Here is a 20274-nt window from a genome sequence, read left to right as displayed (position 1 = left end):
CGTTCCTGATCAGTGGGCATTTGACGCATAACTGCGAGCACCACCTCGTGCCCTTCCACGGTGTGGCCCACGTGGGCTACATCCCCAACGAGAAGGGGCAGGTGACCGGGCTGTCCAAGCTCGCCCGCCTCGTCGACGTCTACGCCCGCAGGCCGCAGGTCCAGGAGCGCATGACCTCGCAGATCGCCGACGCGCTCATGCGGGTGCTGGAGCCTCGCGGCGTGATCGTGGTCGTGGAGGCGGAGCACCTGTGCATGACGATGCGGGGGGTGCGCAAGCCGGGGGCCAAGACGCTCACCTCGGCGGTGCGCGGCGACTTCCGCACCAGCGACAAGACGCGGGCCGAGGCCATGGCACTGATCCTGGGCCGCTGAGATACGGCTTCGCATGGCTCGTTCAAGGGGCTCCCACCCGGGGCCCCTTCGTCGTCCCCGCCCCCAGGTCCGCCGTCGTCCTCAGGCCCGCCGCGGCCCCGGCCCCGCCGCCACCCCAGATCCGGCGTCGGCCCAGATCCCGCGTCGACCACAGACTCGCCGCCGGTCCCAGGCTCGCCGCTACCGCAGATCCGGCGTCCGCCCCGGCCCACGCCTGTGGCCGTGCCCGGGTTGGCGGCGTGCTGTTGAGCCGTCCACAACCGGGACCCGTGGCACGTGGTGCCCAGTCGCAGCGCCTAGGCTTGGTCACATGATGAGCGTGCCCGGACTACCAGCCGAGGATCGGTGCCTCGTCATGGGCGTGGTCAACGTCACCCCCGACTCCTTCTCCGACGGCGGCCTGTGGTTCGACGAGGAGACGGCCGTGCGCCACGGCTTCGAGCTGGTCGCCGAGGGTGCCGACATCGTCGACGTGGGAGGCGAGTCCACCCGGCCGGGCGCCGCGCGGGTGTCGCTCGACGAGGAGCTCGCCAGGGTCGTCCCGGTGATCTCCAGGCTCAGCGCCGAGGGCGTCGCGGTGAGCGTCGACACGATGCGCGCCGAGGTCGCCAGGGCCGCGGTCGAGGCGGGCGCCAAGCTCGTCAACGACGTGAGCGGCGGCCTGGCCGACCCCGACATGCCGCGCGTGGTGGCCGACACCGGCGTGCCGTACGTCGTCATGCACTGGCGCGGCCACAGCCACAGCATGGACAGCCGGGCGATCTACGACGACGTGGTCGGCGAGGTGCGCGAGGAGCTGGCCAAGCGGGTGGCGATGGTGCTCGCCGAAGGTGTCGCGGAAAGCCAGATCATCCTCGATCCGGGCCTGGGATTCGCCAAGACGGCAGAGCACAATTGGGCAGTGCTGGCCGGAATGGACCGGCTGCTGGAGTTGGGATATCCGGTGCTGATCGGCGCCTCGCGCAAACGCTTCCTCGGTAGGCTCCTGGCCGACCCCGATGGCACGCCGCGGTCGTTCGACCGTAGCGATGCCGCCACGGTCGCCGTCTCCGCGCTCGCCGCCCGCAGCGGCGCGTGGTGCGTGCGGGTGCACGAGGTGGGCCCGAATGCCGACGCCGTCCGCGTGGCCGCGGCCTGGCGGCGGGCGGCAGCAGATCAACCGGTCGGAAACGTTGGAGGCAGTACGTGAGCAAGGCGGCCAGATGAGCGTGGACACCACGGCGATCGAGACGGTCAACCAGGCCTTCTACACCGCCATCGAGAACGCCGACCTCGACAAGATGACCGAGGTCTGGGCGGAGGATTCGGCGGAAGGCCAGGTGACCTGCGTTCACCCTGGGTGGACCCTGCTCGCGGGGCGTTCCGAGGTGCTCCGTTCGTGGGCGCTGATCATGGCGAACACCACCTACATCCAGTTCGTCCTCACCGACGTCAAGACCAGCGTGCTGGGCGACATGGCGGTGCTGACGTGCGTGGAGAACATCCTGACCGCGGGCGACGAGGGCGAGTCCAGCTTCGCCGCGGGCAAGGTGGTGGCCAGCAACGTCTACATCCGCACCCCGGAGGGCTGGCGGTTGTGGATGCACCACGGCTCGCCCGTGCTGCAGAACGACGACGAGGAAGATGAAGACGAGTGACCCTTGATCGAGTCTCGGTGACGGGCCTGCGGGCCCGCGGCCGCCACGGCGTCTTCCAGGCCGAGCGCGACCTGGGGCAGGAGTTCGTCGTCGACGCGACCCTCTTCCTCGACACCCGCGCGGCGGCCTCCGGCGACGACCTGACCCAGACGGTCCACTACGGCGAGCTGTCCGAGGCGCTGGTGAAGGTGGTGGAGGGCGATCCGGTCAACCTGGTCGAGACGCTCGCCCAGCGCCTGGCCGACGTCTGCCTCGACAACGACCTGGTGCGTGAGGTGGAGATCAGCGTGCACAAGCCCGCCGCTCCCATCCCGTTGCCCTTCGACGATGTGATCGTGACGATCAGGCGGAGCCGCGCATGAAAGCAGTCCTTGCCCTCGGCAGCAATCTCGGCCGCCGGTTCCAGACGTTGCAGGGAGCGGTCGACGCGCTGTTCGACGCGCCCGGCCTCGACTACATCGCCGTCTCGCCGGTCTACGAGACCGATCCGGTCGGCGGCCCCGACGACCAGCGCCCGTACCTGAACGCCATCGTCCTCGCCGACACCACCGTCGACGCCTACACGCTGCTGGAGCGGGCGCAGAGCGTCGAGACCGCCTTCGGCAGGGTGCGCGAGGAGCGGTGGGGCCCGCGCACGCTCGACGTCGACCTGATCGCCGTGGGCGACCTGGTCTGCGCCGAGGAGCCGCAGCTGACGCTGCCGCATCCGCGCGCCCACGAGCGGGCGTTCGTCCTGGTGCCGTGGTCGCAGGTCGACCCCGATGCCGAGATCCCCGGACACGGGTCGATCCAGGCGCTGCTCGACGGCCTCGACAAGCAGGGCGTACGGCTGCGCGGCGACCTCAAGCTGCAGGGGCCCGCTTGAAGCCGGTCAAGCCCTGGCACCTCGTCGGCGTCGTCGTCATCGTGGCGCTGCTCACCCTGATCCTGGTGCGGCAGTTCTACTCCTCGCTGCCCCTCGTGCCGTGGACCGCGATCCCGACGCTCCTCCTGCTGGCCATCGGTGAGGCGATCACCGGCAACTCCACGAAGGCCAGGATCGAGCGCCGGCCCGACACCAAGCCGGTGGAGCCGCTGGCCGTCGTCAGGCTGACGGCGCTGGCCAAGGCCTCGGCGTACGGCGGGGCGCTGATCGCCGGGGTGTTCGCCGGGTTCGCCCTGCACACCGTGCAGCTGCTCAGCCAGGACACGCCGCGCGGCGAGTTCTTCGTCACGGCGGGGTCCTTCGTGGCGTCCGTCCTGCTGATCTGCGCCGCGCTCTACCTCGAACACTGCTGCAAGGTGCCCAAGCAGCCAGGAGAGGAGCGCGGCCAGGCCTGAGGTCAGCGCATCGCGTGACGGTTGGGGAGCAGCGGGGTGAGCTGCTGGATGTCCCAGCGTGCCCGCAGCTCGACGATCGTGTCCTGGTCGGGCGGCCCGCCGCGTCCGATCACGTCGGCCAGTTCCCTGAGGTAGTGCTCGTGCCCGGTCGGTGAGACCACGAACAGCATGCGCGCCGGGGTCGTGCCCGGGTTGGTGAACGCGTGCGGGGTGCCGGGCGGCACGAACATCGAGCTCCCCGGCCCGCCCCGATACACCTTCTGGCCGCTCTCCGACTCCCACGTGAGCCAGTCGCCCGACGCCTCGCCCCTGGGGTGGAAGGCCAGCAGGTCGAGCTCGCCGTCGAGGACGTAGAAGAACTCCTCGGCCTCGGTGTGCAGGTGCGCCCCGACGTCGAAGCCGGGTTGCACGGTCGCCTCGAACACCGACCAGACGGCCGAGTGCTCGCTTCCGACCTTCAGCGTCATCCCCGCCGACGGGATCGGCGATCCCTGTCCAGGGGGCAGCAGCAGTCCGTCGCTCATCGGGTCCATCCCTTCAGCCAGGTCTCCAGGGTTAGCAGGCCGGGGTGCAGCGCGCGCAGGCCGTCGATGTCGGGCGGCGGGGTCTCCCGCGTGTCCATCCACTCGAACGTCCTGGCCACCTCGGGGTCGAAGGCCCGCAGCCGCTCGATCGGCACCTGCTGGAAGCGGGCGGGCAGGCCGGTGGCGCGTCCGAAGGCCTCGGCGATCTGCTCGCCGGTGAGCCGGTCGCCGGCGAGCTCGATGCTCTCGCCGGCGTACTCCGTCGAGAACGTGAGCGCCCGCGCCGCGAAGACGCCGATGTCGTCGACGGCGATCAGGTTCATCGGCTTCGTGGGCCGGATCGCCAGGTTCACCACGATCTCGTCGCCGGTCACGACCGGCCGGGTGAGCGTGGTGAAGTTCTCCATGAAGGAGCCGGGCCGCACCATCGTGAAGCGCAGTCCCGAGGCTCTGATGTGCGCCTCGATGCGGCCCTTGCTCTCGTAGTAGGGGATGCCGGTCGGCTCGTCGACCCCGGCCAGCGAGGAGTACACCAGGTGGTCCACGCCGCTCTGCGCGGCCAGGTCGACCACCAGTTTGCCGCGCCGTTCCTCGGCCGCGACCCCCTCGGCGGTGATCCTGGGCCCGGTCATCATGGTCAGCGCCAGGAACACGCCCGACGCTCCGTCGAGCGCCGCCCGCACGCTCTCGGTGTCGTCCAGGTCGCCGCGGACCAGCGACGCTCCCGCTTCGCGCAACGCCCGCGCCGCGGGCGCCTCAGGATCACGCACGAAGGCCCGTACGGGCTTGTCACGCCGCAGCAGCTGACGCGCCGCGGCCCCACCCTGTTGACCGGTCGCCCCGATCACTAAGACAGGCTTGCTCATCTCGCACCTCTCAGGTCGCCTCACACGGATTTCGAGAGTAGGAAGAGCCGCTCTCGCACCTCTCAGATCGCCTCTCGCTGATCTCGAGCGTACGGAGATCCGCCCGGCGGTTCCTGGTAGCGCTACTGCTAGCCTGCGGTCACTCGGGCGCCTGGTCAGGGGGTCCCTAGTCAGGGGGCGAGCCGGTGAGCGACGGCAGCGCACGACGCGCGGAACTGGCGTCCTTCCTGCGTGCTCGCCGCGCGAAGTTGCAGCCCTCCGACGTCGGGCTCGTCACCGACGCGTACGGCACGCGGCGCACGCCCGGCCTCAGGCGCGAGGAGGTCGCCGAGCTGGCCGGGGTCAGCCTGACCTGGTACACGTGGCTGGAGCAGGGCCGCGACATCTCCACCTCGGCCCAGGTGATCGACGCTTTGGCCCGCGCGCTCCGACTCGACACCGACGACAGGCGGCACTTGCGCACCCTGGCCGACCTGCCCGCCCCCGACGCCCGGCCCACGCACCCGCCCGAGGTCCCGTCGCCCCGGCTGCAGCGCCTCGTCGACGCCGCCATGCCGAACGTGGCCTGCGTCTATGACGCCCACCTCGATTACCTGGCATGGAACGCCGCCTACGCCAAGGTCCGCCACGACCCGGCCACGATGGCGCCGGGGAGGCGCAACCTGTTGTGGTTCATGTTCGCCGAGGCCGGGGAGCGTGCCCGCCTGGCCCGCTGGGAGCCCGCGGCGCGTGCCGTGCTGTCGCAGTTCCGCGCCTCCTCCGACCTGCATCCGCGCGGCGCGCAACTCGTCGAGGAGTTGTCGTCGGCCAGCGCCGAGTTCCGCGCCTGGTGGGCCGAGTACCCGGTGCGCTCGTTCCGCCCGGCGACGATCCAGGTGCGCCACCCGGGCGTCGGGGAGATCAGCCTGGAGATGTTCCAGCTCCGCCTCGTCGAGGACCCCGACCTGCTGATGGTGCTGCAGGTCCCGGCCGACGAGGCGGACCGTGCCCGGGTGGCCGCGCTTCTGGGCTGACCTCGGAACTTCAGGAAACGCGAGTCCGCTCCCTGGCCGCCCGCCGCCGCGTGAACAGGGCGATCACCGGCACCGTGCAGATCAGCGGTCCGAGGATGGCGATGGGCCGCTCCAGCCACCAGTACAGGTCGGGCGGCGTGTGCGCGCCGGGACGGCCCAGCAGCGCCCACGAGATGCCCAGCGCGATCGCCATCCCGGTGGTGTGGAACAGGAACAGCGGCAGCGCGTAGCGGTTGATGGTCGAGTTGACCTTCTTCCACCGGGGCCGCTGGAGCACCCGCTCCATGGTCGGGCGCAGGACCTCGACGAGCCCGATCTGGAAGATCAGCAGGCAGACGATGACGAAGGTGGGCGGCGCCATGTTCGACCACTTGTCGCCCGGCACTCCCACCATGGAGCCCGGGTAGATGCCGGAGTACACGAGGCCGACCAGCCCGAACAGTCCCGTCCACAGGATCGCGATGTCGTAGCGCCTGGGCAGCACCACGATCCGCTGGTAGAAGAAGCCGGCCTGGTGGGCCAGCCCCCACACCAGGATCATGTTGAGCCACCCCACCCACTCGATGCCGTAGCGCAGCCGTACGACGTCGACCACGAGCGAGGCGCCGCCCAGCCAGATGAGCGCCAGCACGTCGTAGCGCCGGTGCAGCCACAACGCGACGGGCAGCAGCGCCACCAGGGCGATGTAGACGGCCATGAACCACAGCGGGCTGAGGATGAGCAGCACGACCAGGGGCATCCACGTCACGTCGAAGACGATGGTGACGACGACGCCGATGGTGATCCACGCGGCGGACAGGACGAGGGCGGGCACGGCGAGGGCGCGGATGCGCCGCCACACGAACGAGCCGATGCCGACGCCGCGGGCGCAGGCCCTGTCCCACGACAGCAGGTGCACGTAGCCGCCGACGTAGAAGAAGAGCGGCAGCACCTGCAGCAGCCAGGTGAGGATCCACAGCCCCGAGGTGAAGCCGAGCGGGCTGGTCGGCATGGGCCCTTCCGGTGTCCACTGCAGGATGGTGAAGGCCCAGTGCCAGACGACGACCACGATGAGGCTGAGAGCGCGGAGCCAGTCGACGTACGCGTCACGGGGTGCTGCTGGTGAGCTCACTTGTCGATGTCACCCACGACGAAGAACATCGAGCCGAGGATGGCCACCATGTCGGCGACCAGGTGGCCGGGCAGCATCTCGCGCAGCACCTGCACGTTGTTGTAGGAGGCCGCGCGGAGCTTCATGCGCCACGGCGTCTTGTCGCCCTTGGAGACCAGGTAGTAGCCGTTGATGCCCAGGGGGTTCTCCGTCCAGGCGTAGGTGTGCCCTTCTGGCACCTTCAGCACCTTGGGCAGGCGCTGGTTGATCGGCCCTGGCGGCAGTTCGCGCAGCCGTTCGACGCAGCGTTCGGCCAGGTCGAGCGAGACCAGGAGCTGCTCGAAGAGCACTTCGAAGCGGGCGTGGCAGTCGCCCGCGGTGCGGGTGACGACCTTGACGGGCAGCTCGTTGTAGGCCAGGTACGGCTGGTCGCGGCGCAGGTCGAAGTCGACGCCGGAGGCGCGGGCGATCGGGCCGCTGACGCCGAACTGCATGATCTGCTCGCGGGTGAGCACGCCGACGCCCTTGGTCCGGGCCAGGAAGATCTCGTTGCCGAGGATGAGCCCTTCGATGTCGGGCACGCGCCGCCGTACCTCTGCCAGGGTCTGGGAGACCCGGTCGAGCCAGCCCTCGGGCAGTTCTTCCTTGAGGCCGCCGACACGGTTGAACATGTAGTGCATGCGCCCGCCGGAGATCTCCTCCATGACGGCCTGGATGCGCTCGCGCTCGTTGAAGGCGTAGAAGATGGCGGTGATGGCGCCCAGTTCCAGCGGGTAGGAGCCGAGGAACATCAGGTGCGACAGCATGCGGTTGAGCTCGGCCAGCAGCGTGCGCGCCCATACGGCGCGCGGTGGCACCTCCATGCCCAGCAGCCGCTCGGCGGCCAGCACCACGCCGAGTTCGTTGGCGAAGCCCGACAGCCAGTCGTGGCGGTTGGCGAGCATGATGATCTGGCGGTAGTCGCGGACCTCGAAGAGCTTCTCGGCGCCGCGGTGCATGTAGCCGATGATCGGTTCGGCGCTGGAGATGCGCTCGCCGTCGAGGGTCAGCTTCAGGCGCAGCACTCCGTGCGTGGACGGGTGCTGGGGGCCGATGTTGAGGACCATGTCCTCGGTGGCGAGCTCCTTGCCCACCTCGGCGGCGCCCGCTCCGATGCCCACCACCCGTTCTGTCATAGGCCCATGCTGCCACCCACACAACGGGTGATCCAGCGCACCACTTGGTCAAGGAACGGCAAGGTTCCGCATTTCGGGTGATCCACCTGGGGAGAAAGGTGATGAACGGGGGGATTTGTCATGGGGAAGATCGTCTATGACCTAGGCGCGCTGATCGCGCGAGTCACCATCGGCGTGATCTTCATCGCCCATGGTTGGCAGAAGTGGCAGAACGGCCTGGACGCCACCACCCAGATGTTCGTCCAGGCGGGCGTGCCGATGCCGGAAGCCGCGGCGACCTTCACCGCCGTGGCCGAACTGGGCGGCGGCGCGCTGCTGGTGATCGGCCTGATCACCCGGATCGTCGCGCTGGCCCTGCTGGCGGTGAGCGTCGGCGCCATCGCCTACGTGCACATCTACAACGGCATCTTCGTCACCGACAACGGCTGGGAGCTGGTCGGCGCGCTCGGCGCGGGCTGCCTGCTCCTGATGGTCGCGGGACCGGGGCGGATCAGCCTGGACGGGCTGTTCGGTGGCGTCATGCGCCGCAACAAGGAGCGCAAGGAGGCGTACAAGGTCACCACCGCACCGGGGACCACCGCCCCGGTGACCACCCCTGCCGTGATCACGGGGCCGGCCGCCCCGCCGGTCGGCCAGCGGGAGGTGCCCTCGCAGCGGCTCACCCAGGACGAGCTCACCGAGATCGACGCGCTCGTCTCCGAGGACCCGCCGACGCCGCAGTCGGGGCAAGGCTCCGGGACACGGTCGGCCCCGCCGTCAACGCCGCGGACGCCGTCCTCGGCAGAGCAGATGCCGCCGACGCAGCAGATGCCGACCACGCCGCGGCAGGAGCCGCCAACGCCGCCCAGCGGCTCCTAACGCGACAGCAGCTCGCGCAGGGCCTCGACGAGCCGGTCGACGTGCTCCTCGGTGGTGCCCAGGCCGATGGAGGCCCGTACGGCGGAGGCCGTCGGGTCCTCGCATCCGCCGTCGGAGGTGCCCAGCAGGTGACGCACGAACGGATGCGCGCAGAACTTGCCGTCGCGCACGCCGATGCCGTACTCGCCGGACAGGGCCTCGGCGACCTCGCGCGCGGTGAACCCGTCGACGACGAAGGAGACGATGCCGACCCTCGGGTGCTCGGGGCCCCACAGCGACAGCTCGTGCACGCCCTCGACCGAGGCCAGCCCGGTGCGCAGGCGGGCGATCAGCCGCTCCTCCTCGTGCACCAGCTCGGTCCAGCCGGTGGCCGACAGGGCGTCGCAGGCGGCGGCGATGGCGACGGCGCCGAGCACGTTCGGGGTGCCGGCCTCGTGACGCGGCTCGGCGTCCTCGTGCCACTCGATCTCGTCGGCCACCGCGCGCACCGCGCCGCCGCCCTTGAGGTACGGCTCGCCGGCCGACAGCCAGTCGCGGCGTCCGATGAGCACGCCCGCGCCGAAGGGCGCGTAGAGCTTGTGCCCGGAGAAGGCCACGTAGTCGAGGTCGAGCGCGGTCAGGTTGAGCCGGCGGTGGGGTACGAGCTGGGCGGCGTCGACGAGGATGCGGGCGCCGTTGCGGTGGGCGATGTGCGCCAGGGCCGCGATGGGCCACAGCTCGCCGGTGACGTTGGAGGCGGCGGTGACGACGAGCAGCTTCGGCCCTTCGATCCCGCTCAGGGCCTCGTCGGCGGCGCGTACGGCTTCGCCGGGGAAGGCGGGCGGCGCCAGCCGGACCACGTTGGCCCACGGCAGCAGGGAGGCGTGGTGCTCGGTGTCGAACACGACGACGGTGGCGTCCTCGGGCAGGCAGCGGGCGAGCAGGTTGGTGGAGTCGGTGGTGTTGCGGGTGAAGATCACCGCGTCGTCGGGGCGGGCTCCCACGAAGGCGCGCACGGTGTGGCGGGCCTGCTCGTAGCGCTGGGTGGTGAGCTGGGAGGCGTAACCGGCGCCGCGGTGGACGCTGGAGTAGGCCGGCAGGGCGGCGTTGACGGCCGCGCTGACCGGCTCCAGACAGGGGGCGCTGGCGGCGTAGTCGAGGTTGGCGTAGGGGACCAGCTTGCCGCCCTTGACCGGGACCTCCAGGTCGGCGCCGAGGACCGCGGGCAGCGGCCGGTGGCCTCGCTGCTGCTCCTGGGCCTGTGCCTGGACGGGGACGTTGCCGGAAAAGATGCTGAGCGTGGACACGGCAGTGCTCCTCAGAGGCCATGGGCCCACCCCGGAGCCCGCGCTTGCCCGCCACCCATCGTGACGGACCAGGTCCTCACCCGGGGCACCCCGCCGCGGACGCGAGGGTTGCCGGCCAGCAAGCCGGGGCTGTGCGCTGGCACTCATGACCTTCGCCCGAACTATAACCGACACTGGGGCGAAAAACGCAAGTCGCGAACTTTCTGGGACTCACGATCGTTGAGTGCAGGTTGAGACGCAAGGAGGTTCCAGATGTGGGACTGGGTGGCCAACCCAGAAATATGGATCGGGTTCATCACCCTGGTCGCGCTTGAGATCGTCCTGGGGATTGACAACATCATTTTCATCAGCATCATCGCCGGGAAGCTCCCACCGGAGCAGCGTGACCGGGCGAGGGTGCTGGGCCTGGCGGCGGCGCTGATCAGCCGTCTGGCGTTGCTGTTCGCGCTGTCGTGGGTGGTCAAGCTCACGGAGCCGTTGTTCAGCGTTTTCGGGTATGAGATCTCGGGTCGAGATCTCATCCTTCTGCTCGGTGGCCTGTTCCTGCTCGCCAAGAGCGTGACGGAGATCCATCACGCCATGGAGCCGCACGAGGAGAAGGAGAACGGCAGGAAGGTCGCCTCCTTCGGATCGGCGATCGTCCAGATCATGATCCTCGACATCGTCTTCTCGCTCGACTCGGTGATCACCGCGGTCGGCATGGTCGACGAGCTGGGCGTCATGATCGCGGCGGTCGTCGTGGCGGTGCTGGTGATGTTGTTCGCCAGCGGCCCCATCAGCCGGTTCGTGGACAAGCATCCGAGCATCAAGATGCTGGCGCTGTCGTTCCTGGTGCTGATCGGTGTGCTCCTCGTCGCCGAGGGCTTCGGCCAGCACGTCAACAAGGGTTACATCTACTTCGCGATGGCGTTCTCGCTCGTCGTCGAGTTGCTCAACATCCGGATGCGGAAGCGCTCTAAAGTGAAATAGTGCGCTTTGATCCGTGGGATCCGGATTTCGTTGCTCATCCCTACGGCGTTTACGCCGACCTGCGCGAGCACCGCCCGGTCAGCTTCTTCGAGCCGACCGGGCAGTGGCTCGTCGCCCGGCACGCCGACGTCAACGCCCTGCTCAGAGACCGCCGCCTCGGCCGCTCCTACCTGCACCTGGCCACCCACGAGGAGTTCGGCAGGCCGCCCGAGCCCGACTTCCAGGAGCCGTTCTGGCGGGTGATCAGGGCCGGCATGCTCGACGTCGAGCCGCCCGTTCACACCCGCCTGCGCCGCCTGGTCTCCAGGGCCTTCACCCCGCGCATGGTCGAATCCCTGCGTCCTCGCGTCAGGAAGACGGCCGAGAGCCTGGTCGACTCCTTCGTCGCCAAGGGCGGCGGCGACCTGATCGCCGAGGTGGCCGAGCCGCTGCCGGTCACCGTCATCGCCGACATGCTCGGCATCCCCGAATCCGACCGCCACCTGCTGCGACCCTGGTCGGCCGACATCTGCGGGATGTACGAGCTGAACCCGTCGATCGAGGCCCAGCACACCGCCGTGCGCGCCGCCCAGGAGTTCGGCGACTACCTGCGCGAGCGGGCCGCCGACCCGGGCGACGACAACCTCATCGCCGCCCTGGCCGCCATCGACGAGCTGACCATGGACGAGCTGGTCGGCACCTGCGTCCTGCTGCTCAACGCCGGCCACGAGGCCACCGTCAACGTCACGGGCAACGGCTGGTGGGCGCTGTTCAGGAACCCCGCGGAGCTCGCGCGGCTGCGCGAAGATCCGGGCCTGCTGCCCACCGCGGTCGAGGAGCTGATGCGCTGGGACACCCCTCTGCAGATGTTCGAGCGCTGGGTGCTCGACGACATCGAGGTCGGCGGGGTGGCCATCCCCAAGGGCGTGGAGGTCGCGCTGCTGTTCGGCTCGGCCAACCGCGACCCGGAGGTCTTCGCCGAACCCGACCGCCTCGACGTGGGCAGGGCCGACAACCCGCACATCTCCTTCGGGGCGGGCATCCACTTCTGCCTGGGCGCACCGCTGGCCAGGATCGAGCTGATCGAGTCGTTCGGCGCCCTCCTGCGGAAGGCGCCGAAGCTGGAACTCCTGCGCGAGCCCGAGTGGACCGGCAACTACATCATTCGCGGGTTGCGCTCGCTCGAGATGTCGGTCTGAAGCGGGCGGTCGCCTCCGAACAGGTTCGCCGGGTCGTGGCGCTTCTTCAGCTCCGCCAGATGCGTGCCGTACTGGCTGGTGAAGGCCAGGCCGGTCTCCTCGGGCGAGCCGACGAAGTTGAGCGGCGTGTAGCCGGTCGCCGCCGAGCGCAGCCCGGCCGAGAAGCGGTCGCCGAAGGCCCGCACGACTCCCGCCAGGCTCTCGTCGGGCACCACGCTGACGGTCTCGGTCACGAACTCGCCCTGCGCCCAGCCGAGCCCGGCGTTGCGGTGCGGCATGCCGCCGACGTGGCGGGTCAGCCACAGCAGGTACGGCTCGCGGTCGCGCGGGGAGATCGAGGCCAGGTAGTCGACGGCCTCGTCGGTCAGGTCGGCCATCATCTCCCCGCGGATCGCGAAGGGCATCGGCTCGGCCGGGTCCATGGTGATCTCGTCCATCCGGGTGGAGGGCATGCGCTGGGTCATGTCCGCGATCAGCCCAGGGATGGCGCGCAGCGGGGCGAGCAGCTCCTCGACGCCGGAGAAGTCGGGTCCGCAGTGGCACAGGCAGATGCGGGTGAAGGACTGCCCGCGCATCGGTTCGGGGACGAACGGCAGGTCGGGCACGTGCAGCACGCCGACGGCCGAGGTCAGCTCGACCGGGACCCCGCGCACCCACGAGCGGTAGGCGAGGAGCACCTCGCGGGCCAGTTCCGCGGGCCAGAACATGGTGCCGCCGTAGACCTCGGCGGCGGGGACGAGGCGGATGCGCATCGCGGTGACGACGCCGAAGCTCGGGCCGCAGCCGCGCAGCGCGCCCATGAGCTCCGGGTCGCGGGTGTCGTCGATCCAGCGCAGCCTGCCGTCGCCACAGGCCAGCTGCAGCTCCACGATGGCGTCGGCGGCCAGGCCGTACTTCCGGGCCAGGAAGCCCAGTCCGCCGCCGAGGCTGTAGCCGATCACGCCGACGTCGCTGGTGCTGCCGAGCAGCGGCGCCAGCCCGTGGGGGTGGGCGGCGTCGAGCACGGCCTTCCATCTGGTGCCCGGCTGCACCAGGGCGGTGTCGTCCTCGATCGTCACCCCGGTCATGCCCGAGGTGACGATCAGCAGGTCGTCGCCGGTGGCCGGGCGCAGCGCGCCGTGCCCGGTGGCCTGCACGCGCACGCGCAGGCCGCGGTCCGAGGCGTGGGCGACGGCCTCGGCGATCTCTTCGGCCGACGAGGCGGCCAGGATCAGGGCGGGCCGGTGCTGGATCCCCGCGTTCCACGCAGAGCAGAGAGCTGGATACTCAGGGTCACCCGGCTGGACGAGGTTCAACGACATGCCACGAGTGTCGGCTCGCCCCGAGATCGCCCGCTAGCTGGGAGAACTACGTACCAGCCGGGTCAGCAGCGGTTCCACGAGCCTGGCGGCGAGCGGTCCGAAGGCGGCCAGGATGAGCACGTAGGTCGCGGCCAGCGGGCCCAGATCCGGATGCACGCCCGCGGCCACCGCCAGGCCCGCGATGACGATGTTGAACTCGCCTCGCGGGATCAGGCCGATGCCCGCTCTGGCCCGGCCGGCTCTGGCCACCCCGGCCCTGCGTGCCGCGAAGGCGCCCGTGGCGAGCTTGGTCGCCATGCCGATCACCGCCAGCAGCACCGCGAGCCCGGCCACCGGAGGGATCTTCGACGGGTCCGTCTGGAGCCCGAAGAAGACGAAGAACACCGCGGCGAACAGGTCTCGCAGCGGCGCCAGCAACGCCCGGGCCTCGTGCGCCAGCTCTCCCGAGAGGGCGATGCCCACCAGGAAGGCGCCGACCGCCGCCGAGACCTGCAACTGCTGGGCGATGCCCGCCACCAGCAACGCCAGGCCGAGCACCTTGAGCAGCAGCACCTCGGCGCTGGGGCTGCTGACGAAGGCCTCGATGAAGCGGCCGAACTTCAGCGACACCACGAGCACGACGGTGACGGTCAGCAGCGCGATGCCGACGGAGACCGCCCCGCTGAGCACGCCGACCCCGGCGAGCAGGGCCGTGAGCACGGGCAGGTAGACGGCCATCGTCAGGTCCTCGAAGACGAGGAGGCTGAGCACGACGGGGGTTTCCCGGTTACCGATCCATCCCAGGTCCGACAGCACCTTCGCGGTGATGCCCGATGAGGTCATGTAGGTCACGCCGCCCAGGGCCACCGCGGCGACCGGGCCCCAGCCCAGCAGCAGCGCGGCGATCACGCCTGGGGCTGAGTTGGCCACCAGGTCGACCACGCCGGCCAGGGCGTTGCCGCGAAGGCTGGTGACGAGCTCTTTGGCGTTGTACTCCAGGCCGAGGGTGAGCAGGAGCAGGACGACGCCGATCTCGGCGACGATGGCGACGAAGCTCTCGCTCGTCTCCAGGGGGAGCAGGCCGCCTTCGCCGAAGGCGAGCCCGGCCACGAGGTAGAGGGGAATGGGGGAGATGCCGAACCGCAGGGCCAGGGCGCCGAGCACGCCGAGGGCCAGGACGATGGCACCGAGTTCGAGAAAGACGATCGCGGTGTGGTGCACTTATCCGTCCGTGAGGATGTCGGAGACTTCGGAGGTGTTCTCCTCGTCGCCCACCACGACCACGACATCGCCCGCCTCGAAGCGGTAGTCGGGTCCGGGGCTGGTCTGCACCTGGCCGCGCCGCACGACGGCGACCACCGAGGCGCCGGTGCGGGTGCGGATGCGCGCCTCGCCGAGGGTACGGCCGGCGTACGGGGAGCCCGCCGGGATGGGGAGCTGCAGGCTGACGAGGCCTTCGATCTCGCGGTGCAGGTCGTTGAGCCGTTGCACGATGCGGGGGGCGCCGAGCAGTTCGACGAGCGCGTCGGCCTCGTCGTCGTTGAGTGCTATGGCCTCGCACGCGCGGTCGGGGTCGTTGCGGTCATACACGATCAGGTCTCGGCGCCCGGAACGATGGGAGATCACCGCGATGTGGCGGCCCGACTGGGTGTCGAATTCGTGTTTCAGCCCGATCCCGGGCAGGGCGGTCTGCTGGATATCCACCCATTTACCGTAGCTGAGCCAGCCATCCGAAGGCGCCGAGCCCGCAGGGGTCGATCAGCTCCGCCTCCCCGGTGGCCGCCGACAACGCGCGCAGGTAGCCGCGCGGATCGTGGTGGGCCAGGTCGAGGGGCGGGCGCAGGCCGGTGACACCCAGCTCGCGCAGGGCTTCGCGTTGTGTGGACAACTCTGTGGACAACGCGCCCGCCCGTTCCCCGGCCGCCGCGCAGGCGTCAAGGGCGACATGCGCGGTGATGTCGCAGGTCCCGTTGGGGATGGGAGAGACCAGACGCCCGTCACGATATCCGGCGAGTGTTCCGAAACGGGGACGGTTATCCACAGGGTGTGCATAGTCGATGGCCACCGCCCGGCCCCGCGCAAGCCGTACGAGCACCGCCGTCCAGGCCGCGTCGCGGGCGCGGCCCACCTCGGCGCGGTCGCCCACCCGTGACAGCGGCCACCAGCGTGCCAGCCACGCGCAGTCGTCGGGGTGCGGCGCCTGGCCCGGTCGCTCCTCGCCGGTCTCCGTCTCCACCATGACCAGCCGCGGGCCCGAGGGGGTCAGCTCGACCACGTCGAGGGGGATGTTGTCGAGCCACTCGTTGGCGATCGCCAGCCCGGTGATGCCCGCGGGGATCGTGGTCGACCAGCCGACCTCGGCGGCCAGCTCGCGCGGGCGGGCCGACAGGTCGACGGCGGTGACCCGCAGGCGCGAACGCAGCTCCGCCGGGGCGCTTTCGAGCACCCGCGCCCCCAGCTCGCCCTCCCCGGCGCCGATGTCGACCAAGTCGAGCCGCTCGGGATGGCCCAGCTCCTCGTCGGTGCGGACCAGCAGGCGCAGCACCGCGGCGGCGAAGATCGGCCCGACGGAGGTGCGGAAGTGGCCTGAAGGGCGTTCGCGCAGGTAGAAGCCGTCATCGCCGTAGAGCGCGTGCTCCATTGCCGCGCGCCAGGTGAGCCACATGCCATGACTATCTCATGACACGCTGAGTATCTAACTGACTACTTGTTGTGATCGCTTTGCGCTAACGTTACGCACTGTCATCGGGACATCGCCCGGCCCGACCCCCAGCGGGCGCGGTCGCCGCCGATGGTTCCGCCCCTATCGAGAGGAGTTCCTCATGCTCAAGAAGACCGCCGTCGTCGCCGGTGTCCTCGCTCTGATGTCTCTGGCCGCCCCGGCCCATGCCGACATCACCAGTGGCGACAGCGGGGTGCTGTCGGGGAACCAGATCTTCCTGCCGATCACGGCGCCCATCAACGTCTGCGGCAACGCCCTGGCCATCGCGGGCACGGCCATCGCCGGCTGCCAGGGTGGCGCCTGGGCCCACGTGCACCGCTAGACGTCGGGAGACCCGGTCGGTTCGTCGACCGACCGGGCTGCACCTCCATGGGTAGCACATCGTCATGCGGGCGTCGGTTTCAAGCGGAACCCGGCGCCCGCTGTCATGCGATGAATCGATCCCCTCGTTCGATTTCCTGCGGCAGGGGGTGCGATGTTTGTATGCCCTTGTCTGTTTTGTCACTACCTCAACTCGCGGCAAAACCCCAGTCACGTCACACGGGGTAAGAGTCGGAGCTCCGACTACTCTGGTCGGCATGGAGGCTGGTGATCGGCCCGGTCGGCTCAAGGTCGGCGTGCTCGGGGCAGGCAAGGTCGGCTCGGCCCTGGGCGCGGCGCTCGCGACGGCAGGGCACAGGGTGGTGGCCGCGAGCGGTGTTTCCGACCGCTCGCACCGATGGGCGGTCGAGCGGCTCGGCGTCGAGCCCGTGCCGCCGGACGAGGTGGTGCGCGCGGCGGACCTGATCCTGCTGACCGTGCCAGACGACACGTTGCCCGACCTGGTGACCGGCCTGGCCGCCACCGGGGCGGACCTGCGTACCAAGCTGCTGGCCCACACCAGCGGCGCGTACGGCCTGCAGGTCCTGGAGCCGGCGATCAGGGAGGGCGCGCTGCCGCTGGCGCTCCACCCGGTGATGACCTTCACCGGGCGCGATGACGACCTCACCAGGATCACCGGCTGCTCCTTCGGCGTCACCTCGCCGGAGCCGCTGCGCCCCATCGCCGAGGCGCTGGTCCTGGAGATGGGCGGCGAGCCCGTCTGGATCGACGACTCCGACCGCGCGCTCTACCACGCGGCCCTGGCCGGAGCGGCCAACCACATGGTGACCCTGATCGCCGAGTCGTCCGAACTGCTGCGCAAGATCGGCGTCGAGCACCCGGGACGCATGCTCGGTCCCCTGCTGGGCGCGGCGCTCGACAACGTGCTGCGGATGGGCATCTCCGGCCTGACCGGCCCGGTCGTGCGCGGCGACGCGGGCACGGTGCGCAAGCACGTCGACGCGCTGATCCTGGCGGCGCCCGAGGCGGCCGACGCCTACGTGGTGCTCGCTAGGCTCACGGCGGACCGGGCGCTGGCCGCCGGGCTGCTCAAGCCCGAAGCCGCCGAGCGTCTCCTGGACGCCTTGGGAGGCAACATATGGACCTAGCACGCACGCGTGACGAGCTCCCCGAGCTGGCCGGCAGGGTCGCCCTGGTGCCGACCATGGGGGCGCTGCACGAGGGTCACCGTTCGCTGATCCGCCTGGCGCACAAGCACGCCGACCACGTCGTGGTCAGCGTCTTCGTCAACCCGCTGCAGTTCGGGCCCAGCGAAGACTTCTCCCGCTACCCGCGCACCTTCGAGCAGGACCTGGCCGCCTGCGAGGCCGAGGGCGTGGCCGCCGTCTTCGCGCCGTCGGTCGAGGAGATGTATCCCTCGCCGCTCCAGGTGACCGTCTCGTCCGGGACCATGGGCACGATCGTGGAGGGCGCGGTACGCCCCGGCCACTTCGACGGCGTGCTGACCGTCGTGCTGAAGCTCTTCAACCTGGTCCGCCCCGACGTGGCGCTGTTCGGCCAGAAGGACGCCCAGCAACTGGCGGTCATCCGGCGCATGGTCGGCGACCTCAACGTGCCGGTCGAGATCGTCGGCGCTCCCACGCTGCGCGAGGACGACGGGCTGGCCATGTCGAGCCGCAACGTCTACCTCTCGGCCGACGAGCGGGTCAGGGCCCTGGCCCTGTCGCGGGCGCTGCGGGCGGGGCAGGCCGAGCGGGCACCGTCGGCGGTGCTGCGTGCCGCCCAGGCCGTCCTGGCCGACGAGGGGATCGAGCCCGACTACCTCGTCCTGGTCGATCCCGCGACGTTCACCGAGGTCGACGACAGGTACTACGGCACCGCGGTTCTGGCCGTCGCCGCCCGTATCGGGACTACTCGCTTGATCGATAACGTTCTCCTGGAGCTGTGACCCCTCAGCGAAAGGCAGCCGTTTCATGCTCAGGACGATGTTGTCCGGCAAGATCCACCGTGCCACGGTGACCCAGGCCGACCTGCACTACGTGGGCTCGATCACGATCGACGAAGACCTCCTCGACGCCTCCGGCATCCTGCCGGGCGAGCAGGTGCACGTCGTCGACATCGACAACGGCAACCGGCTCGTCACCTACGCCCTGCTCGGCGAGCGGGGCTCCGGTGTGATCGGCATCAACGGCGCCGCCGCCCGCCTGGTCTCACCCGGCGACCTGGTGATCATCATCAGCTACGTACAGATCGACGACGACGAGCTGAAGACTTTCGACCCGAAGGTGGTCCACGTCGACGGCGGCAACCGGATCATCGAACTGGGCGCCGACCTGGCCGCACCGGTCCCTGGGACGACCCGCGGCGACGAGCTGTCCAGATGAGCGCGACCACGAGCACCACCGCGACGCACGGGCCGACCAGCCCGGCGTAGTGCTGCAGGGCCGCCGCCTGGGTGTAGCCGATCAGCACCATGGCGGTGGCCCACAGGGCCCCGCTCGGCACGACCGCCGACACGAACGTCTTGTACGGCATGCGTCCCGCTGCCGCGAGGCGGGGGACCAGGTTGCGGCCGAACGAACTCCAGTGCCCGATCACCACCGCCCTGCTCCCGTGCTTGGCCACCAGCTCCGCCGCCCGGCCGAGCGGGCGCTCCACCAGGCGGGTGAGCGGCACGCCGGTCGTGGTCCCTCTCCAGAATCCCAGCTGGGCGCCCAGCACCGTGGCCGCGACGGCCGTCGCCAGGCCGCCCGCCAGCGGCACCACCCCGAGCTGGGTCAGGATGCCGAGCGTCAGCAGCAACGTGGTCCCGGGGATCATGAGGCCCACCAGGAGCCCGGCCTCGATCACCATGGCCAGCCCGGTGAGGGCGAGGATCCAGCCGCCCGGCAGGTGGCCGAGCCAGTCCGCGACCGGCATCAGAAGGCCAGGGCCAGGCGCGGGGCCGGACGCTCGGCGAGCTTGAGCACCCTCAGGGCGACCACGATGAGCGAGCCGACGGCGAAGGCCGCCATGCCCCGCTCGATCAGGCCGATGAGGAAGCGGTCGCCGAGGTAGGTGGTGGCGACCATGGCCGCGCCGCTGCCGGCGGCGGCGAGCGTCATCCGGCGCACCCGGCCGGCCAGGTCCTTCCAGCGGCCGTCGGCGCGCATCGCCCGGCCGAAGAACCAGGTGAAGGCCATGAGCGCGACGAAGGCCAGCGCCGAGGAGTAGCGGTGCACGTAGCCGGCGGTGCTCAGCTCGATCATCGTGAACGGGTCGTCGGTGGGCACCGCGGCGGTCACGAAGAGGCTGCCGCACCAGGTCAGGAACAGCGTGCGCGTCCAGCGGGTCAGCGGGGCGCCGATCTTGTGCAACCCGCCGTAGAGGGCCAGCGAGGCGGCCACGCACAGGAAGATGCCGACCGAGACCGGCCCGGTGAAGTCGGCCGCGGCGAAGTCGCTGATCGTGCTGCCGATGGCCGAAAGGCGGGAGTCGGCTCCCACGTGGCCGAGCACGGTCATGCCCGCGGTCAGTCCGAGTCCGAGGTAGGCCAGGTGGGCGAGAGGGCGGAGCGTCGTCGTCATGTCACCAAGAATCCCGAGGTCAGGCCCCTCGGGTCGCTGGCGTGATCATCCGATTTGGGGTGCAGTTTGCACCACCCTGGAGACTCCACCCTGAC

At 70.3% G+C, this 20274-nt stretch carries 24 protein-coding genes, 1 pseudogene and 1 riboswitch; of the genes and pseudogenes, 14 read left to right on the top strand and 11 right to left on the bottom strand.

Annotated elements, in window-relative coordinates; translation table 11 throughout:
• Window positions 1-20 precede the first annotated feature (20 nt).
• From folE to ACIBH1_RS38770, 6 genes and pseudogenes are all read left to right on the top strand, one after another.
• Window positions 21-374: pseudogene (gene folE, locus ACIBH1_RS38795) on the top strand (GTP cyclohydrolase I); the annotation flags it as partial.
• A 310-nt stretch (window positions 375-684) separates the two neighbouring features.
• The gene (gene folP, locus ACIBH1_RS38790) at window positions 685-1563 is read left to right on the top strand and encodes a dihydropteroate synthase (protein WP_397319044.1); all 879 of its coding nucleotides are present in this window, start codon (window positions 685-687) and stop codon (window positions 1561-1563) included.
• Between the two features lie 13 nt (window positions 1564-1576).
• A complete protein-coding gene (locus ACIBH1_RS38785; protein WP_181610876.1) occupies window positions 1577-2011 on the top strand; it encodes a nuclear transport factor 2 family protein in 435 nt (144 codons plus the stop codon).
• A complete protein-coding gene (gene folB, locus ACIBH1_RS38780; protein WP_397319043.1) occupies window positions 2008-2373 on the top strand; it encodes a dihydroneopterin aldolase in 366 nt (121 codons plus the stop codon). The genes ACIBH1_RS38785 and folB overlap by 4 nt, the downstream gene beginning before the upstream one ends.
• Complete coding sequence (gene folK, locus ACIBH1_RS38775) at window positions 2370-2876, top strand: 2-amino-4-hydroxy-6-hydroxymethyldihydropteridine diphosphokinase (RefSeq protein ID WP_397319042.1); 507 nt, start codon at window positions 2370-2372, stop codon at window positions 2874-2876. Before folB ends, folK begins: the two co-directional genes overlap by 4 nt.
• Window positions 2873-3331 (top strand): DUF3180 domain-containing protein, encoded by a 459-nt coding sequence (locus ACIBH1_RS38770; protein ID WP_397319041.1) that lies wholly within the window; start codon window positions 2873-2875, stop codon window positions 3329-3331. The genes folK and ACIBH1_RS38770 overlap by 4 nt, the downstream gene beginning before the upstream one ends.
• 2 nt (window positions 3332-3333) lie before the next feature.
• On the opposite strand, the gene ACIBH1_RS38765 is transcribed toward ACIBH1_RS38770, so the two are convergent.
• Window positions 3334-3855: a cupin domain-containing protein gene (locus tag ACIBH1_RS38765; RefSeq protein ID WP_397319040.1), complete on the bottom strand. Its 522-nt coding sequence runs from the start codon at window positions 3853-3855 to the stop codon at window positions 3334-3336.
• Window positions 3852-4721 carry an NmrA/HSCARG family protein gene (locus ACIBH1_RS38760; RefSeq protein ID WP_397319039.1) on the bottom strand — a complete coding sequence of 290 codons (870 nt, stop codon included), beginning with the start codon at window positions 4719-4721 and terminating at the stop codon, window positions 3852-3854. The genes ACIBH1_RS38765 and ACIBH1_RS38760 overlap by 4 nt, the downstream gene beginning before the upstream one ends.
• 185 nt (window positions 4722-4906) lie before the next feature.
• Between ACIBH1_RS38760 and ACIBH1_RS38755 the strand changes: the two genes are divergently transcribed.
• Complete coding sequence (locus ACIBH1_RS38755; protein ID WP_397319038.1) at window positions 4907-5734, top strand: helix-turn-helix transcriptional regulator; 828 nt, start codon at window positions 4907-4909, stop codon at window positions 5732-5734.
• Between the two features lie 10 nt (window positions 5735-5744).
• Here the strand turns inward: ACIBH1_RS38755 and ACIBH1_RS38750 are convergent, their stop codons facing one another.
• Together ACIBH1_RS38750 and ACIBH1_RS38745 are read right to left on the bottom strand one after the other, a co-directional pair.
• A complete protein-coding gene (locus tag ACIBH1_RS38750; RefSeq protein ID WP_397319037.1) occupies window positions 5745-6845 on the bottom strand; it encodes an acyltransferase in 1101 nt (366 codons plus the stop codon).
• A complete protein-coding gene (locus ACIBH1_RS38745) occupies window positions 6842-7999 on the bottom strand; it encodes an NADH-quinone oxidoreductase subunit D (RefSeq protein WP_397319036.1) in 1158 nt (385 codons plus the stop codon). The genes ACIBH1_RS38750 and ACIBH1_RS38745 overlap by 4 nt, the downstream gene beginning before the upstream one ends.
• Before the next feature lie 120 nt (window positions 8000-8119).
• Between ACIBH1_RS38745 and ACIBH1_RS38740 the strand changes: the two genes are divergently transcribed.
• The gene (locus ACIBH1_RS38740) at window positions 8120-8857 is read left to right on the top strand and encodes a DoxX family membrane protein (RefSeq protein ID WP_397319035.1); all 738 of its coding nucleotides are present in this window, start codon (window positions 8120-8122) and stop codon (window positions 8855-8857) included.
• Here the strand turns inward: ACIBH1_RS38740 and ACIBH1_RS38735 are convergent.
• Complete coding sequence (locus tag ACIBH1_RS38735; protein WP_397319034.1) at window positions 8854-10143, bottom strand: aminotransferase class V-fold PLP-dependent enzyme; 1290 nt, start codon at window positions 10141-10143, stop codon at window positions 8854-8856. The genes ACIBH1_RS38740 and ACIBH1_RS38735 overlap by 4 nt on opposite strands.
• Window positions 10144-10178: 35 nt before the next feature.
• Window positions 10179-10294: riboswitch (SAM riboswitch) on the bottom strand.
• Window positions 10295-10395: 101 nt separating this feature from the next.
• Here ACIBH1_RS38735 and ACIBH1_RS38730 point away from each other — a divergent pair.
• Entirely contained in the window at window positions 10396-11112 is a 717-nt protein-coding gene (locus tag ACIBH1_RS38730; protein ID WP_397319033.1) for a TerC family protein, read from the top strand.
• Complete coding sequence (locus tag ACIBH1_RS38725; protein ID WP_397319032.1) at window positions 11112-12290, top strand: cytochrome P450; 1179 nt, start codon at window positions 11112-11114, stop codon at window positions 12288-12290. Before ACIBH1_RS38730 ends, ACIBH1_RS38725 begins: the two co-directional genes overlap by 1 nt.
• On the opposite strand, the gene ACIBH1_RS38720 is transcribed toward ACIBH1_RS38725, so the two are convergent.
• From ACIBH1_RS38720 to ACIBH1_RS38705, 4 genes are read right to left on the bottom strand one after another with little or no spacing between them, the layout of a single operon-like run.
• Entirely contained in the window at window positions 12248-13591 is a 1344-nt protein-coding gene (locus tag ACIBH1_RS38720) for an FAD-binding oxidoreductase (protein WP_397319031.1), read from the bottom strand. The two genes, ACIBH1_RS38725 and ACIBH1_RS38720, sit on opposite strands and share 43 nt — an antisense overlap.
• Window positions 13592-13624: 33 nt before the next feature.
• Window positions 13625-14791, bottom strand: a complete 1167-nt coding sequence (locus tag ACIBH1_RS38715; RefSeq protein ID WP_397319030.1) for a cation:proton antiporter — start codon at window positions 14789-14791, stop codon at window positions 13625-13627.
• Window positions 14792-15274 (bottom strand): cation:proton antiporter regulatory subunit, encoded by a 483-nt coding sequence (locus ACIBH1_RS38710; protein WP_397319029.1) that lies wholly within the window; start codon window positions 15272-15274, stop codon window positions 14792-14794.
• A gap of 4 nt (window positions 15275-15278) precedes the next feature.
• Entirely contained in the window at window positions 15279-16235 is a 957-nt protein-coding gene (locus ACIBH1_RS38705) for an SAM-dependent methyltransferase (protein ID WP_397319028.1), read from the bottom strand.
• A 157-nt stretch (window positions 16236-16392) separates the two neighbouring features.
• Between ACIBH1_RS38705 and ACIBH1_RS38700 the strand changes: the two genes are divergently transcribed.
• The 4 genes from ACIBH1_RS38700 (at window position 16393) to panD (ending at window position 18997) form a co-directional block, all read left to right on the top strand.
• Entirely contained in the window at window positions 16393-16614 is a 222-nt protein-coding gene (locus ACIBH1_RS38700; protein WP_397319027.1) for a chaplin family protein, read from the top strand.
• Between the two features lie 256 nt (window positions 16615-16870).
• On the top strand, window positions 16871-17761 hold the full coding sequence (locus ACIBH1_RS38695) for a Rossmann-like and DUF2520 domain-containing protein (protein WP_397319026.1): 891 nt from the start codon (window positions 16871-16873) through the stop codon (window positions 17759-17761).
• The gene (gene panC / locus ACIBH1_RS38690) at window positions 17752-18561 is read left to right on the top strand and encodes a pantoate--beta-alanine ligase (protein ID WP_397319025.1); all 810 of its coding nucleotides are present in this window, start codon (window positions 17752-17754) and stop codon (window positions 18559-18561) included. The genes ACIBH1_RS38695 and panC overlap by 10 nt, the downstream gene beginning before the upstream one ends.
• A 25-nt stretch (window positions 18562-18586) precedes the next feature.
• A complete protein-coding gene (panD, locus tag ACIBH1_RS38685; RefSeq protein ID WP_397319024.1) occupies window positions 18587-18997 on the top strand; it encodes an aspartate 1-decarboxylase in 411 nt (136 codons plus the stop codon).
• On the opposite strand, the gene ACIBH1_RS38680 is transcribed toward panD, so the two are convergent.
• Window positions 18927-19532, bottom strand: a complete 606-nt coding sequence (locus tag ACIBH1_RS38680) for a DedA family protein (RefSeq protein ID WP_397319023.1) — start codon at window positions 19530-19532, stop codon at window positions 18927-18929. The two genes, panD and ACIBH1_RS38680, sit on opposite strands and share 71 nt — an antisense overlap.
• Window positions 19532-20179, bottom strand: a complete 648-nt coding sequence (locus ACIBH1_RS38675) for a DUF998 domain-containing protein (protein WP_397319022.1) — start codon at window positions 20177-20179, stop codon at window positions 19532-19534. The genes ACIBH1_RS38680 and ACIBH1_RS38675 overlap by 1 nt, the downstream gene beginning before the upstream one ends.
• Window positions 20180-20274 lie beyond the last annotated feature (95 nt).

Source organism: Nonomuraea sp. NPDC050663 (genome assembly GCF_044456985.1).
Lineage (GTDB): Bacteria > Actinomycetota > Actinomycetes > Streptosporangiales > Streptosporangiaceae > Nonomuraea.
Note: the sequence above shows the minus strand (reverse complement) of the source record. Positions and strands in the feature narration are given on the sequence as shown.

Coding starts and splice junctions, on each gene's coding strand:
- folP (WP_397319044.1), top strand. CDS start 685: ATGATGAGCGTGCCCGGACTACCAGCCGAGGATCGGTGCCTCGTCATG.
- ACIBH1_RS38785 (WP_181610876.1), top strand. CDS start 1,577: ATGAGCGTGGACACCACGGCGATCGAGACGGTCAACCAGGCCTTCTAC.
- folK (WP_397319042.1), top strand. CDS start 2,370: ATGAAAGCAGTCCTTGCCCTCGGCAGCAATCTCGGCCGCCGGTTCCAG.
- ACIBH1_RS38765 (WP_397319040.1), bottom strand. CDS start 3,855: ATGAGCGACGGACTGCTGCTGCCCCCTGGACAGGGATCGCCGATCCCG.
- ACIBH1_RS38760 (WP_397319039.1), bottom strand. CDS start 4,721: ATGAGCAAGCCTGTCTTAGTGATCGGGGCGACCGGTCAACAGGGTGGG.
- ACIBH1_RS38745 (WP_397319036.1), bottom strand. CDS start 7,999: ATGACAGAACGGGTGGTGGGCATCGGAGCGGGCGCCGCCGAGGTGGGC.
- ACIBH1_RS38740 (WP_397319035.1), top strand. CDS start 8,120: ATGGGGAAGATCGTCTATGACCTAGGCGCGCTGATCGCGCGAGTCACC.
- ACIBH1_RS38730 (WP_397319033.1), top strand. CDS start 10,396: ATGTGGGACTGGGTGGCCAACCCAGAAATATGGATCGGGTTCATCACC.
- ACIBH1_RS38720 (WP_397319031.1), bottom strand. CDS start 13,591: ATGTCGTTGAACCTCGTCCAGCCGGGTGACCCTGAGTATCCAGCTCTC.
- ACIBH1_RS38705 (WP_397319028.1), bottom strand. CDS start 16,235: ATGTGGCTCACCTGGCGCGCGGCAATGGAGCACGCGCTCTACGGCGAT.
- ACIBH1_RS38700 (WP_397319027.1), top strand. CDS start 16,393: ATGCTCAAGAAGACCGCCGTCGTCGCCGGTGTCCTCGCTCTGATGTCT.
- ACIBH1_RS38695 (WP_397319026.1), top strand. CDS start 16,871: ATGGAGGCTGGTGATCGGCCCGGTCGGCTCAAGGTCGGCGTGCTCGGG.
- panC (WP_397319025.1), top strand. CDS start 17,752: ATGGACCTAGCACGCACGCGTGACGAGCTCCCCGAGCTGGCCGGCAGG.
- panD (WP_397319024.1), top strand. CDS start 18,587: ATGCTCAGGACGATGTTGTCCGGCAAGATCCACCGTGCCACGGTGACC.
- ACIBH1_RS38680 (WP_397319023.1), bottom strand. CDS start 19,532: ATGCCGGTCGCGGACTGGCTCGGCCACCTGCCGGGCGGCTGGATCCTC.
- ACIBH1_RS38675 (WP_397319022.1), bottom strand. CDS start 20,179: ATGACGACGACGCTCCGCCCTCTCGCCCACCTGGCCTACCTCGGACTC.